We start from the raw sequence: 14,125 nt of genomic DNA on the forward strand, positions 1-14,125 counted from the left end.
TCACCCGTTCAGCGCGCTCGCCAGCACGTCCCCGGCGAGCTGGGCGCCGGCCCCGTCGACCTCGAGGTGGGTGACCAGCCGGACGAACGACGGGCCGAACGCGGAGACCCGGACCCCGCGGGTCGCCGCTGCGGCGACCACCTCGGCTGACGTGCGGGACGTGCCGGACAGATCGAGGACGACGATGTTCGTGCGGACGTCGTCGACGTCCACGACCCCAGGGGCGGCCGCCGCGCACGCCTTGGCGATCAGCGCCGCGTGCGCGTGGTCGTCGGCGAGCCGCTGGACGTGGTGGTCCAACGCGTACAAGCCGGCCGCGGCGAGCACGCCGACCTGTCGCATGCCTGCGCCGTAGCGCTTGCGCCACACCCTCGCCTGGGCTATCAGCTCGTCGTCCCCGACCAGCACCGACCCTGCGGGGGCCCCGAGCCCCTTGCTGAGGCAGACCGACACGGTGTCGAACAGCTGGCCCCACTCGTGCAACGGTTCGCCGGTGGCGACGTGCGCGTTCCACAGCCGCGCGCCGTCCAGGTGCAGCCGCACGCCGGTGCCCTCGACCCCGGCCCGCAGCATCCGAGCCTGGTCCAGCTCTTGCACGGTGCCACCGCCGAGGTTGTGGGTGTTCTCGACCGCGATGGCGGCCGTCGAGACGAAGTACGGGCCGGCGTCGGGCGTCATCATGGCCAGTGGCACGGCGGCGTCCAGCCGGCCACGGTCGCTGCTCCAGGTACGGGTCGTGATGCCGCTGAACACGGCTGCGGCGCCCAGCTCGGCCCGGGCCACATGCGCCGTGACGTCGCAGAGCAGCTCCTGACCCGGCGGCACCAGCATGCGCAACCCGAGCTGGTTGGCCAGCGACCCGGTGGGGGTGAACAGCCCGGCCCGGTGACCGAGCAGCTCGGCCACCTGCTGCTCGAGCCGGGTGACCGTCGGGTCCTCGCCGTAGACGTCGTCACCGACCTCGGCCTCGGCCATCGCGGCGCGCATGGCGGGCACCGGGCGGGTGACGGTGTCGCTGCGCAGGTCGACCACTGCGGGTGCGGCCATCAGCGTGCGGCCAGCATCTCGGCCACCAGGAAGGCCACCTCGAGGCTCTGCTGGTGGTTCAGCCGAGGGTCGCAGACCGACTCGTAGCGGGTGGCCAGCGCCTCCTCGTCGATCCGCTCGTAGCCACCCAGGCACTCGGTGACGTCCGAGCCGGTGAGCTCCAGGTGCACGCCGCCGGGCACCGTGCCGAGCGCCTTGTGCACCTCGAAGAAGCCGCGCAGCTCGTCGATGATGTCGTCGAACTGGCGGGTCTTGTACCCGGTCGGCGACTCGAAACCGTTGCCGTGCATCGGATCGCTGATCCAGAGCACCTGGCCCTCGGCCTCGGCGACCGCTTCCACCAAGGGCGGTAGGGCGTCCCGGATCCGGCCGGCGCCCATCCGGCTGATGAAGGTGAGTCGGCCGGGCTCGCGATCGGGGTCCAGCTTGTCGATCAGCTCCAGGACGTCGTCCGTCGACGTGGTCGGCCCGAGCTTGACGCCGATCGGGTTGCGCACCCGGGACAGCAGGTCGACGTGCGCGCCGTCCAGCTGGCGGGTGCGCTCCCCGATCCACACGAAGTGGCCGGAGACGTCGTACGGGTCACCGGTGCGCGAGTCGATGCGGGTCAGGGCGCGCTCGTACTCCAGGATCAACGCCTCGTGGCTGGCGTAGAACGCGACGGTGCGCAGCGCGTCGAAGTCGGCGCCGCAGGCGGCCATGAACTTCATCGCCTTGTCGATGTCGCGGGCCATGTTCTCGTAGCGCGCCTTCGCGGTGTTGCCGACGAAGCCGCGGTTCCAGTCGTGCACCTGGCGCAGGTCGGCGAACCCGCCCATGGTGAAGGCCCGGATCAGGTTCAGCGTGGCGCTGCTCGCGTGGTACGCCTGCACCAGCCGGGCCGGGTCGTGCCGGCGGGCCTCGGGGGTGAAGGCGTAGTCGTTGATGGCGTCACCCCGGTAGGCCGGCAGCGTGACGTCCCCGCGGGTCTCCAGGTTGTTGCTGCGCGGCTTGGCGAACTGGCCGGCCATCCGGCCGAGCTTGACCACCGGCGTGCTGGCCCCGTAGGTGAGCACGACGGCCATCTGCAGGATCGTCTTGATCCGGTCCTTGATGTCGTCGGCGTTGGTCCCGGTGAAGGTCTCGGCGCAGTCCCCGCCCTGCAGCACGAACGCCTCGCCGCGGGCGGCCGCGGCCAGCCGCGCCTGCAGGTCGTCGCACTCACCGGCGAACACCAGCGGCGGGCTCGCCTTCAACGTCGTCACCGCACGCTGCACCGCCGCCGGGTCGTCCCAGTCCGGCTGCTGCGCCGCCGGCAGGCCACGCCAGGCGTCCAGGCCGTCGAGGACCAGGCGGGCACGCTCGTCCATCGGCGCGGCGGCCGGTGACGCGGACGTGACCGAGGTCGCGGATGGCTCTGTGGGCAGGCTGTCGAGACTCACGCCTGCCAGGGTATGACCCTGCACCGCACCCCCTGCGCGCGGTCCAGATACTGAGCGCTCAGTCCCGGCTGCTGAACGCCGCGTCGAAGCTCGCCTGCGGCGGGTCGAACGCCAACCCCCTCACGAACTCGAGCGCCTCCGGGGCACCGACCAGACGGTCCATCCCCGCGTCCTCCCACTCCACCGAGATCGGGCCGTCGTACCCGATCGTGTTCAGCATCCGGAAGCACGCCTCCCACGGCACGTCGCCGTGCCCGGTGGACACGAAGTCCCAGCCCCGGCGGGGGTCCGCCCAGGCCAGGTGCGACCCCATCCGCCCGTTGCGGCCGTTGCCGGTCTGGCGCTTCGCGTCCTTGCAGTCCACGTGGTAGATCCGGTCCCGGAAGTCCCACAGGAAGCCGACCGGGTCCAGGTCCTGCCAGACGAAGTGGCTGGGGTCCCAGTTCAGCCCGAACGCCGGGCGATGGTTGATCGCCTCCAGGGTGGCGACCGCCGTCCAGTAGTCGTAGGCGATCTCGGACGGGTGCACCTCGTGGGCGAACCGCACCCCCACCTCGTCGAAGACGTCCAGGATCGGGTTCCAGCGGTCCGCGAAGTCCGCATAGCCGGCGTCCACCATGGCCTGCGGCACGGGCGGGAACATCGCCACGGTCTTCCAGATGCTCGAACCGGTGAACCCGACCACCGTGTCGACGCCCAGCGCGCGCGCCGCGTGGGCGGTCGCCTTCATCTCCTGCGCCGCTCGCCGGCGCACCCCCTCGGGGTCGCCGTCGCCCCAGACGCGGTCGGACAGGATGCCGCGGTGCCGCTCGTCGATCGGGTCGTCGCAGACGGCCTGACCGGACAGGTGGTTGGAGATCGCGAAGACCTTCAGCCCGTGCTGGTCCAGGATGTCGTGCCGGCTACGGACGTACGCGTCGTCCTCGGCGGCCCGGACGACGTCCAGGTGGTCGCCCCAGCAGGCCACCTCGAGGCCGTCGTAGCCCCACTCGCCGGCCAGCCGGGCGACCTCCTCGAACGGCAGGTCGGCCCACTGGCCGGTGAACAATGTGATCGGTCGTGCCATGTCATTGCCTCTCGAATCGACTCAGACGTGCTGCCAGGTACCGGACTCGGCGGAGCCCTCCACCGCCGCCAGCACCCGCTGCACCTGCAGCCCGTCCGCGAAGGACGGTGCGGGGTCACGGCCGGCGGCCAGGTCACCCACCAGGTCGACGACCTGGTGGGTGAACGCGTGCTCGTAGCCGAGCAGGTGTCCGGCCGGCCACCAGCCACCGACGTACGGGTGCTCGGGCTCGGTGACCAGGATCCGCCGGAACCCGGCCGTCTGCGAGCCGTCGAGGGCGTCGTAGTAGGACAGCTCGTTCATCGACTCGAAGTCGAAGGCGATGCTGCCGTCGCTGCCGTTGACCTCGAGGCGGATCGCGTTCTTGCGCCCGGTCGCGAAGCGCGTCGCCTCGAAGACCCCGAGCACCCCGCCGTCCAGCCGAGCCAGGAACGCCGCTGTGTCGTCCACGGTGACCTGACCGGTCTGCTCGCCGCCGCGACCACCGAGCTTGCCCTCCTCGACCGGCAGTGGCCGCTCGTGCACGAAGGTCTGCGTCGCCGCGGTGACCGAGGCGATCCGCCGACCAGTGACGTACTGCACGAGGTCGACGATATGGGCGCCGATGTCACCGAGCGCGCCGGAACCGGCGCGCTCACGCTGCAGCCGCCAGGACAGCGGCGTGGCCGGGTCGGCCAGCCAGTCCTGCAGGTACTGCGCCCGCACGTGGCGGATCGTGCCGATCCGCCCCTGCTGGACCAGCTGGCGAGCCAGCGCGATGGCTGGCACCCGCCGGTAGGTGAAGCCGACCATCGACCGGATGCCTTTCGCCGCAGCCTGTTCGGCAGCGGCGACCATCGCCTCGGCCTCGGCCACCGAGTTGGCCAACGGCTTCTCGCAGAGCACGTGCCGCCCGGACTCCAGCGCCGCGATCGAGATCTCGGCGTGGGTGTCGCCCGGCGTGCAGACGTCGACCAGCTGGACGTCGTCCCGGGTGAGCAGCTCCTTCCAGTCACTCACGACGTCCCCCCAGCCGAACCGCTGGGCCACCTCGCCGGCCGCCGCGGTGTTGCGACCCGAGAGCACGTTCATCCTCGGCTGCACCGGCAGGTCGAAGAACGCCCCGGCATTGCGCCAGGCCTGCGAGTGCGCCGCACCCATGAAGGCGTAGCCGACCATGCCGACGCCGAGGGACCCCTCCCCCGACGGGCTCACGACTCGAAGCCCAGCGACATGTACGTGTCGACGTTCGCCTTGGTGATGGTCGCCGAGCTGAGCGTGATGGACGACGGGACCTCCTTCTCGACGAGGTCCGACATGCCCTTCGCCTGGGCGACCAGACGGGCCAACGAGATGGCGCTGGAGGCCATCGACGGGCTGTACGTCACCGTCGCCTTGAGCACCGTGTTGTCTGCCTTGATGTCCCGCATCGCGTTGGCGGAACCTGCGCCGCCGACCATGAAGAACTCGGACCGGTTGGCCTGCTTGATGGCGGCCAGCACCCCGATGCCCTGGTCGTCGTCGTGGTTCCACATCGCGTCCAGCTTCGGTGCGGCCTGCAGCAGGTTGGCTGCCACCCGCTGGCCGCCGGCCGCGGTGAAGTCGGCCGCCTGACGCGGGCCGACCGCGAACCCGAAGGTCTTCAGGGCGTCCTTGAAACCCTGGCTGCGCTGCTGGGTCAGCGGCAGGCTGTCGATCCCGGCGATCTCCGCGATGATCGGGCTGGAGACGCCCTTGGCCTTCAGCGCGGCGCCGATGTAGTTGCCGGCGCTGACACCCATCCCGTAGTTGTCGCCGCCGATCCAGGTCCGGTAAGCCAGCGGGGTGTCGAAGATGCGGTCCAGGTTGATCACCGGGATTCCCGCGGCGGTGGCCTTGAGAGCCGTCGCCGTGAGCTGCTTCCCGTCGTTCGGCAGCATGACGATGACGCTGACCTTCTTGTTGATCAGCGTCTCCACCGCCGCGATCTGCTGGGCGATGTCGTTGGTCGGGTTCACCGGCTCGAAAGTGACGTCCTCGTACTGCGCGGCCTGGGCCTTGGCGTTGTTCGCGATGGCCGCGATCCAGCCGTGGTCGGCCGCCGGTGCCGAGAAGCCGATGGTGACCTGCTTGCCCTTGGCCGCGTTGTCCCCCGCGGCCACCGCGACGTTCGCCGAGCTGGCTTCATCGTCCTTGGAGTTGCTGGTGCAGGCGGCGAGGGCGGCCACGGACAGGGCGCCGCCGCCCAGGAGGAAGCCACGGCGTCCGAGGGAGGACGGCGAGAGCTGCGGTTCGGTCATGACACGCTCCTTGTTCGAGAGGGGCTGTGCGAGAGGGTGTGGCTGGGTAGGGCCGAGGCGGGGCCGCCGGGCCGGTTGGGTGATGGGGTCTGGGTCAGGTGACGGACGACGCCCGCTGGGCACGGGACTGGAAGAGCACCGCGGCGATGATGATCGCGCCCTTGGCGATGTTCTGTACCTCGGTGGCGAGGTTGTTGAGGACGAACAGGTTGGTGATCGTGGTGAAGACCAGGACGCCGAGGATCGAGCCGACGAGGGTTCCCTTGCCCCCGGTGAGCAGGGTGCCGCCGATGATGACGGCGGCGATCGCGTCCAGCTCGTACAGCGTTCCGTGGGTGCTCGAGCCGGTCGTGGTCAGCGCGGAGATCATGATGGCCGCGATGCCGGCGCACAGGCCGGACACCACGTACAGCGCCGCGGTGTGCCGCTGCACGTTGACGCCGGCCAGCCGGGCCGCCTCGGAGTTCCCGCCAATGGCGAAGGTGCGCCGGCCGAACGTCGTCCGGTTCAGCACCACCCAGCCGACCACGACGACCGCGGCGAAGATGTAAACCAGCACCGGGACGCCGAACCAGCGAGTCGTCGCGATGTCGTTGATCGCGGGCTGGGTGACGATCTGGCTCTGCTTTCCGGAGATCCGCTCGGCCAGGCCCTGGGCGGTGATCAGCATGGCCAGCGTGGCGATGAACGGCACTACCCGCCCGTAGGCGATCAGCAACCCGTTGACCAGGCCGCACCCCATGCCGACCAGCACCGCGCAGCCGACCATGACCCACGGGCCGTAGGACTGGGTCTGCGCCGTGGTGGCCCAGACCGAGGCCAGCGCCATCACCTTGCCGACGGACAGGTCGATGCCGCCGCCGATGATCACGAAGGTGGCACCGACCGTGATCACCCCGATCACCGAGGACGAGGTGAGGATGGTCAGCACGTTGGACCGGGTGGCGAAGGTGTCCGCGGTGATCACGCCGATGATGCACAGGATCACCAGGACGCCCACCAGACCGAGGTTGCGACCCACGCTGCTGTCCATCAGCCGCGACCAGCGGGACGCCGGTTGTCCGGCCTCCCGGGCGACGCGTTCGACGCGGGTCCGCTCGTCCGCGTCGGGTACGTGCGCCGAGGTGCTGGGCGCCTCGCTCATGCTGCGCTCCCTTCCATGACGAGGTCCAGGACCTTGCTCTCGTCCAGCTCTCCGGCCGGTGCCTCGTGCACCACCCGACCCTCGCGCAGCACGAGTACGCGGTGGCTGAGCCCGAGCACCTCCGGCACCTCGCTTGACACCAGGACGACGGCTACGCCGTCGGCGGCGAGTCGATGGATCAGCTGGTAGATCTCGGTGCGTGCCCCGACGTCGACGCCGCGGGTCGGCTCGTCCAGCAGCAGGACCCGGCAGCCGCGCAGCAACCAACGCCCCAGCACGACCTTCTGCTGGTTCCCGCCGGACAGCGTCCGCACCGGCCGCTTGGGGTCCCCGGGTCGGACGTCGAGCTGCTCGACGACCTCGCGGGCGGCGGCGATCTCGGCCCGCTCGCGGACGAACGACGCGCGGGCGAACCGGCGCATGCTGGCCAGGGATACGTTGCGGTACACCGGCTCCGCCATCAGCAGACCCTGCGACTTGCGCTCCTCCGGGCACAGGCCCAGCCCCGCGCGGACCGCGGCGTGCACGGACCCGCCGGGCAGCCGTCGTCCGTCGACCTGCACCGTGCCACGCGAGGCTCGGCGAGCACCGAACACGGTCTCCAGCACCTCCGAGCGCCCGGAGCCGACCAGCCCGGCGATGCCGACCACCTCGCCGGCGCGCACCGAGAAGGTGACGTCGTCGAACTCGCGCGGGCGGGACAACCCCTCCACCTGCAGTACCACCTCGCCGACCTCGCCGTCGCGCGGCGGGAACACGTACTCGATGCTGCGGCCGGTCATCAGCCGGATCACCTCGGACGTCGGCGTGGTCCGGGCGGCCAGGTTCTGGGCCACGGTCCGGCCGTCCTTGAGCACCGTCACCCGGTCACCGATCTCGCGGATCTCCTCCAGCCGGTGCGAGATGTAGACCACCGCGACCCCGTCGGCCTTGAGCCCGCGGATGACGTCGAACAGCCCGCGTACCTCTTCCGGGTCCAGCACGGCGGATGGCTCGTCCATCACGATCAGCCGGGCGTCGCGGGACAGCGCGCGCGCCATGCTGACGATCTGCTGGCCGGCGGCGGACAGCCGGCCCAGCTCGCGGCGGGGCGAGATCTCCGGGTGGCCAAGGCGGTCCAGCAGCCCCCGGGCCAGCCGCTCGGCGTCCGCGGGGCGACTGAAACCGAAGCGCGAGCGCTCGTGGCCGAGCACGATGTTCTCCGCGACGGTCAGGCCGGGCACCAGGTCGAGCTCCTGGTAGATGGTGGCGATGCCGACCGCGTCCGCGGCGTGCGGCGAGGCCAGCGTGGTGGGCGCGCCGCGCCAGACGATCTCGCCGGCATCCGGGCGGTGCGCACCGGCGAGGACCTTGATCAGGGTCGACTTGCCGGCACCGTTCTGGCCGAGCAGGCAGTGCACCTCCCCCGCCTCGACGTCCAGGTCGACGCCGTCCAGAGCGCGCACGCCGGGGAACTCCTTGATGATGTCGCGCATCCGCAGCAGCGGCTCCGCCTGGGCGACGTCGTCCATCAGCGGCCGCCGGGCGTCGAGTAGATCTGGTCGCTGATCATCCGGGCCGCCCCGATCACGCCGGCCTCGTCACCCAGCTCGGACATCACGATCGGCAGGTTGCCAGTGGCCAGCGGGAGCGAGCGCTGGTAGACCACGCTGCGCACCTGGGCCAGCAGCTCGTGCCCGATCTGGCTGACTCCACCGCCGAGCACGACGAGCCCGGGGTTGAGGAAGCTCACCAGCCCGGCCAGAACCTCGCCGAGCACTCGCCCGCCGTCACGCACCATGGTCACGGCGTACGGGTCTCCGGCCTCCGCCGCCGCGCCGACGTCCGCGGCGATGAGCGTGCCGACCTGCGCTAGCCGTTCGGAGAGGAACGCCGAACGGCCCGAGCGCGCGGCGGCCAGCGCGTCTCGGCGCAGTGCCGCCCCACCGAAGTACGCCTCCAAGCAGCCGACGTTTCCACAGGTGCAGACCGGGCCGTCGTCGTCCACCTGGATGTGGCCGATGTCGCCGGCCGAGCCGTTCACGCCGCGGTAGACCTGGTCGCGGATCACCACCCCGCAGCCGATGCCGGTGCCGATCTTGACGAAGAGGAAGTCGTTGGCGCGCCTGGCGATCCCGGCGTGCTTCTCGCCCAGAGCCATGATGTTGACGTCGTTGTCGACGATCGCCGGGCAACCGAGCGCGGTGGCGAAGCGCTCGCGGACCGGGTACCCGTTCCAGCCCGGCATGATCGGCGGGGAGACGGGCTCGCCGCGGTCGAAGTTGACCGGGCCCGGGACGCCGACGCCGACTCCCGCCAAGACCGTGCCGGGCTCGTCGGCGAGCAGCTTGCGGGCCAGGTCCAGAGCGCGGTCGATGACCACCTCCGGCCCGAGGCGCACCTCGACGTCCTCGCTGACGTGGGCCAGGACGTTCAGCTCGGCGTCGGCCAGCGCGACGTCCACCGACGTGGCCCCGATGTCGACGCCGAGCAGCCGGGTTCGCGAGCTCAGCGCCAGTGCGGTGGAACGCCGTCCGCCGCGGGACGCGGCCAGGCCGGTCGCCTCGACCAGGCCGAGCTCGATGAGCCGGTCGACCTCTGCTGCCAGCTTCGAGCGCGACAGCTCGATGCCGTCGCCGAGCTCGGCCCGCGAGCGCGGCCCGTCGTCACGCAGCCGGCGCAGCAGCGCCACCTGGTGGCGGTTCTCCGGGCGCTGCAGGGTCATCGTCGTCCCTTCGGGCCATGACGGCCGATCGGGAGGACCATAGAGCGCTTTGACCGCGCGGGGCAATACCTTTCGCCGAAATCAGCAGAAGTACTGGCCCGGGTGGGTCAAAGACGCTGGAGCCGGGGCTCAGCCGAAGAAGACCTCGGCCTCGCGGTAGCGCTCCGGGGGGACCGTCTTCAGCTCTGCCGTCGCCTCGGACAACGGCACCCGCACGATGTCGGTGCCGCGAAGCGCCACCATCACCCCGAAGTCGCCGTCGTGGGCCGCCGCGATCGCCTCGAGCCCGAACCGGGTCGACAGCACCCGGTCGTACGACGTCGGCGTGCCACCGCGCTGGACGTGCCCCAGGACGACGGCCCGCGTCTCGCGTTCGGTCACCCGCTCGATCTCACCGGCCAGCCAGGTGCCGACGCCGCCCAGCCGGACGTGCCCGAACGCATCGACCTCACCGGTCGAAAGCACCTCCGCGCCGTCCTCGGGCATGGCTCCCTCGGCGACCACGATCAGCGCCGAGCGCCCTTCCGCGAACCTCGACTGAACCCACCCGCACACCGTGCCCGGGTCGAACGGCACCTCAGGGATCAGGATGCCGTCCGCTCCACCGGCCAGGCCGGAGTGCAGCGCGATCCACCCTGCGTGGCGGCCCATCACCTCGACGACCAGCGCGCGGTGGTGCGACTCGGCGGTGGTCCGCAGCCGGTCGATGGCCTCGGTCGCGATGGCGACCGCGGTGTCGAAGCCGAACGTGTAGTCCGTCGCGCCCAGGTCGTTGTCGATCGTCTTCGGCACGCCGACGACACCGATCCCGTCGTCGGTCAGCCGCTTCGCCACACCGAGGGTGTCCTCGCCGCCGATCGCGATCAGGGCGTCGATCGCGGCCGCGGCGAGGTTCTCGCGGATCCGGTCCACCGCGCCGTCGACCTTGTACGGGTTGGTCCGCGAGGATCCGAGGATCGTCCCGCCCCGGGCGAGCACGTCCTCGACGTCGTCGGTGGTCAGCGAGCGCGTGCTCCCCTCGATAGGACCGCGCCAGCCGTCCTTGAAGCCGACGAACTCGTGGCCGAGACCGGTGCCCTTGCGGACGACGGCGCGGATGACAGCGTTGAGACCGGGGCAGTCGCCGCCGCCGGTGAGGACTCCGATTCGCATGCGGCGACCCTAGCGGCGCGGCCCGTCGCACGGCGACGGCCGGCTCACCCATCGGACGGGCCGCCCTCGCGGAGCTAGGGTCTGCCCATGACGTTCTCGATCGTGGGCCGGGACGGCGACGCGTACGGCGTGGCCGTGGCCAGCAAGTTCTTGGCCGTCGGTTCGGCCGTGCCCGCCGTCCGCGCAGCGCTGGGCGCCATCGCCACGCAGGCCTACGCCAACCTCTCGTACCGGCCGGATGGCTTGGGGCATCTGGCAGAAGGGTCGTCCAGCGCGGCCGCGGCCATGCTGCTGACCACCGCCGACGAGGGCCAGATGCACCGCCAGCTCGGCATCGTCTCCGCCTCCGGCGGCTGCACGTTCACCGGCAGTGAGTGCCACGCCTGGGCCGGCGGGGTCGCCGGGGACGACTACGCGATCCAGGGCAACATCCTGGTCGGCGAGCAGGTGGTCACCGCGATGGAGCAGGCCTGGACGTCGTCCACCGGACAGCCGCTCGCGTATCGGCTGCTTGCGGCGCTGGGCGCTGGGGACCAGGCCGGCGGCGACCGGCGCGGCCGGCAGAGCGCGGCCCTCCTGGTGGCCCGGCCGGGGGCGGGGTACGGCGGGGACGACGTGGAGTACGACCTGCGAGTGGACGACCACGACCAGCCGGTGCCCGAGCTGCGCCGGCTGACCGAGCTGCACGACCTCTACTTCGGTGAGCCGTCCGCCGAAGGGCTGCTGCCCTTGCAGGGCGCCGTCGCCGACGAGGTGCGCGAGCTGCTCGCCCGGCTCGGCCACGAGGGTCCGGACCTGGACGCGCTGCTCGACACCTGGGCCAGCTCGGCCAACTTCGAGATGCGGCTGCGGCCCGGGTCGATCGACCCCGTCGTGCTCGAGCAGCTACGCCTCGGCCGGACCTGAGCTCGCTACGCCCTTGCCTGCTCACGAACAACGTGGCAACCGCGTTCACCAGGGCGCACGCAGTTGCCACGGTGAGCAGTCGACGCCGTTGCCACGTTGAGCATGGCCAGGCTGGGTCAGCCGGCGGCGCGTGCGGGCGGCTCGGGGTCGTCGCGCGCATCCGCCGGGCCGATGTCCGCCGTCGGGTCCTCGACAGCACTCAGGTCGACGTCCGCAGGGAGCTCGGGCTCGGCGCCGGGGCCCTCGCCCTCGTCCTCGGGGTCACCCGGCAGCGAGACGGTCCGGCCGCGCTTGGCCGCGGCGAGCCGCTCCTTCATGGACGCCGCATAGACGTCCACGTACTCCTGCCCGGACAGCTGCATCAGCTCGTACATGATCTCGTCGGTGATGGAGCGCAGGACGAACCGGTCGCCCTCCATCCCCTCGTACCGGGAGAAGTCGAGCGGTGCGCCGATGCGCACGCCGATGCGGGTGATCTTGGGCAGCTTGTGGCCGATCGGCTGGGCCTTGTCCGTGCCGACCATGACGACCGGCAGCACTGGGACCCCGCCCTCCAGGGCCATCCGTGCGACGCCGGTCTTGCCGCGGTAGAGCCGGCCGTCCGGCGAGCGGGTGCCTTCGGGGTAGATGCCGAGCAGGTCACCCTTCGTCAGCACGCGCATGCCGGTGTTGAGCGCGGCCTCGCTGGCCCGCCCGCCGCCCCGGTCGATCGGCAGCTGGTCGGCGAGGCGGAAGAACAGGGCGGTCGCGCGACCCTTGGCCCCGCGCCCGGTGAAGTAGTCGGCCTTCGCCAGGAAGGTGACCTTCCGGTCCAGCAGCAGCGGCAGGAAGATCGAGTCCGAGAAGGACAGGTGGTTGCTGGCCAGGATCGCCGGACCCTCGGTGGGGACGTTGTCCACCCCCGTTACCCACGGCCGGAAGATCAGGCGCAGGATAGGACCGAGGACGACGGTCTTCATCAGCCAGTAGAACACCGCACCTCCCTCGCTCCGACGTGTGATCCTGTCCTATGAACTCTAGTGGCACCTCTCGACCGAAACTCGGCCGCGTGGAACGATGCCCCAACCGAGACCACCCGACCAGCCGAAGGAGTCCTGGGTGCCAGTGATGCCCGGCGCCGAGCCGTTCGCCTACGACGGCGGCGACACCGGCGTGCTGCTCTGCCATGGCTTCACCGGCAGCCCGCAGAGCCTGCGCCCGTGGGCGGAGCGGCTGGCCGCCGAGGACCTGACCGTGCGGCTGCCTCGGCTGCCCGGTCACGGCACCACATGGCAGGAGTTGAACCGCACCCAGTGGGACGACTGGCTGGCCGAGGCCGAGCGGGCCTTCGGCGAGCTGGTGCAGCGCTGCGACCGGGTCTTTGTCGCCGGGCTGTCGATGGGTGGCGCGCTGGCCGCGCGGATCGCCGAGCGGCACTCCGCGAACGTCGCCGGGCTCGTGCTGGTGAACCCGTGCGTGACGCTCGGTGACCCGCGACTGGCGGCGCTGCCGGTGGTCAAGCACCTGGTGCCCTCGCTGGCCGGGATCTCCAGCGACATCGCGGCGCCGGACCGCACCGAGGTGGCCTACGACCGCACGCCGCTCAAGGCCCTGCACTCCTTCGTCAAGGCGTGGCCGGACATCGTCCGGGACCTCCCGCAGGTCACCCAGCCGCTCCTGCTGCTGCGCTCTGCCGAGGACCACGTCGTTCCAGCGAAGAGCTCGCAGGTCATCCTGTCCCGGGTCTCCAGCAAGGACGTCACCGAGATCGTGCTGGAGCGCAGCTACCACGTGGCGACTCTCGACCACGACGCCGAGGTCATCGAGAGCGAGTCCATCGCGTTCATCCGTCGAGTGACCGGGTGAGTCCGGTGCCTGCCGATCGTGACCTCCCCAGCGGCGACGCCGGACGCGACGCTGACCTGGACGCCGCGTTCGCCCAGATCGTGGCCGGGTGGGACGACGCACCCGAGGCCGGCGTCCCGCCGTGGCCTGCGTCGGAGGACGCCACCTCGACCGAGGCCGAGGATGAGGCCACCGACACCCCCAGCCCGCCGCCGGCGTCGTCCATGGAGCAGATCCGCTACGTGCGCGACCACGGGCTGCCCACCCCGGACGACGACCCGCAGCCGGTCGAGCCGTCACCGCTGAGCGGCCCCCGTGACTGGGAGCTGGCGGCCGAGCACGAGGGACACTTCGAGCCGCCGGACCCGCCGTTCTCGGCGCGGGTCGACACGATCGGTCAGCTCGCCTGGGCCGGGGTCGTGCTCGGTCCGGCGTTCCTGCTGTTCGCGGGTCTCTTCTGGCGCGACGTGGGACGGCTGTGGCTGGCCATCGCCGCTGCTGCGTTCGTCGGCGGCTTCGTGGCCCTGGTGCTGCGGCTTCCGCAGTCACGTGACGAGGACGGGGACGACGGAGCCGTCGTCTAGCCGTGCTCACCGCGCGGCC

13 protein-coding genes are annotated in these 14,125 nt (G+C 71.3%); 3 read left to right on the top strand and 10 right to left on the bottom strand.

Annotation, left to right across the window (positions count from 1 at the left end; all coding sequences use genetic code 11):
- The 9 genes from ACPPVT_RS12805 to ACPPVT_RS12845 all read right to left on the bottom strand — a co-directional run bounded on the left by ACPPVT_RS12805 (position 1) and on the right by ACPPVT_RS12845 (position 10,792).
- The gene (locus ACPPVT_RS12805) at positions 1-1,047 is read right to left on the bottom strand and encodes a threonine aldolase family protein (protein WP_426560804.1); all 1,047 of its coding nucleotides are present in this window, start codon (positions 1,045-1,047) and stop codon (positions 1-3) included.
- A complete protein-coding gene (locus ACPPVT_RS12810; protein WP_426567149.1) occupies positions 1,047-2,396 on the bottom strand; it encodes a class II 3-deoxy-7-phosphoheptulonate synthase in 1,350 nt (449 codons plus the stop codon). The genes ACPPVT_RS12805 and ACPPVT_RS12810 overlap by 1 nt, the downstream gene beginning before the upstream one ends.
- A 130-nt stretch (positions 2,397-2,526) precedes the next feature.
- The gene (locus ACPPVT_RS12815; protein ID WP_426560806.1) at positions 2,527-3,534 is read right to left on the bottom strand and encodes a sugar phosphate isomerase/epimerase family protein; all 1,008 of its coding nucleotides are present in this window, start codon (positions 3,532-3,534) and stop codon (positions 2,527-2,529) included.
- Positions 3,535-3,555: 21 nt separating this feature from the next.
- The gene (locus ACPPVT_RS12820) at positions 3,556-4,692 is read right to left on the bottom strand and encodes a Gfo/Idh/MocA family protein (protein WP_426567150.1); all 1,137 of its coding nucleotides are present in this window, start codon (positions 4,690-4,692) and stop codon (positions 3,556-3,558) included.
- Positions 4,693-4,724: 32 nt separating this feature from the next.
- The gene (locus ACPPVT_RS12825; protein ID WP_426560808.1) at positions 4,725-5,792 is read right to left on the bottom strand and encodes a substrate-binding domain-containing protein; all 1,068 of its coding nucleotides are present in this window, start codon (positions 5,790-5,792) and stop codon (positions 4,725-4,727) included.
- A gap of 94 nt (positions 5,793-5,886) precedes the next feature.
- Positions 5,887-6,936 (bottom strand): ABC transporter permease, encoded by a 1,050-nt coding sequence (locus tag ACPPVT_RS12830; RefSeq protein WP_426560810.1) that lies wholly within the window; start codon positions 6,934-6,936, stop codon positions 5,887-5,889.
- Entirely contained in the window at positions 6,933-8,447 is a 1,515-nt protein-coding gene (locus ACPPVT_RS12835) for a sugar ABC transporter ATP-binding protein (RefSeq protein WP_426560812.1), read from the bottom strand. The genes ACPPVT_RS12830 and ACPPVT_RS12835 overlap by 4 nt, the downstream gene beginning before the upstream one ends.
- Positions 8,447-9,640: an ROK family protein gene (locus ACPPVT_RS12840; protein ID WP_426560814.1), complete on the bottom strand. Its 1,194-nt coding sequence runs from the start codon at positions 9,638-9,640 to the stop codon at positions 8,447-8,449. Before ACPPVT_RS12840 ends, ACPPVT_RS12835 begins: the two co-directional genes overlap by 1 nt.
- A 129-nt stretch (positions 9,641-9,769) precedes the next feature.
- Positions 9,770-10,792, bottom strand: coding sequence for a 6-phosphofructokinase (locus tag ACPPVT_RS12845; protein ID WP_426560816.1), 1,023 nt, complete (start codon positions 10,790-10,792; stop codon positions 9,770-9,772).
- An 87-nt stretch (positions 10,793-10,879) separates the two neighbouring features.
- Between ACPPVT_RS12845 and ACPPVT_RS12850 the strand changes: the two genes are divergently transcribed.
- Entirely contained in the window at positions 10,880-11,698 is an 819-nt protein-coding gene (locus ACPPVT_RS12850) for a DUF1028 domain-containing protein (RefSeq protein WP_426560818.1), read from the top strand.
- 116 nt (positions 11,699-11,814) lie between these two features.
- Here the strand turns inward: ACPPVT_RS12850 and ACPPVT_RS12855 are convergent, their stop codons facing one another.
- Complete coding sequence (locus tag ACPPVT_RS12855; RefSeq protein WP_426560820.1) at positions 11,815-12,672, bottom strand: lysophospholipid acyltransferase family protein; 858 nt, start codon at positions 12,670-12,672, stop codon at positions 11,815-11,817.
- 124 nt (positions 12,673-12,796) lie between these two features.
- Between ACPPVT_RS12855 and ACPPVT_RS12860 the strand changes: the two genes are divergently transcribed.
- Positions 12,797-13,543 carry an alpha/beta hydrolase gene (locus tag ACPPVT_RS12860; protein ID WP_426560822.1) on the top strand — a complete coding sequence of 249 codons (747 nt, stop codon included), beginning with the start codon at positions 12,797-12,799 and terminating at the stop codon, positions 13,541-13,543.
- 5 nt (positions 13,544-13,548) lie between these two features.
- Positions 13,549-14,106 carry a hypothetical protein gene (locus ACPPVT_RS12865; protein ID WP_426560824.1) on the top strand — a complete coding sequence of 186 codons (558 nt, stop codon included), beginning with the start codon at positions 13,549-13,551 and terminating at the stop codon, positions 14,104-14,106.
- Positions 14,107-14,125: the final 19 nt, after the last annotated feature.

Source organism: Angustibacter sp. McL0619 (assembly GCF_049994355.1).
Classification (GTDB): Bacteria; Actinomycetota; Actinomycetes; order Actinomycetales; family Angustibacteraceae; genus Angustibacter.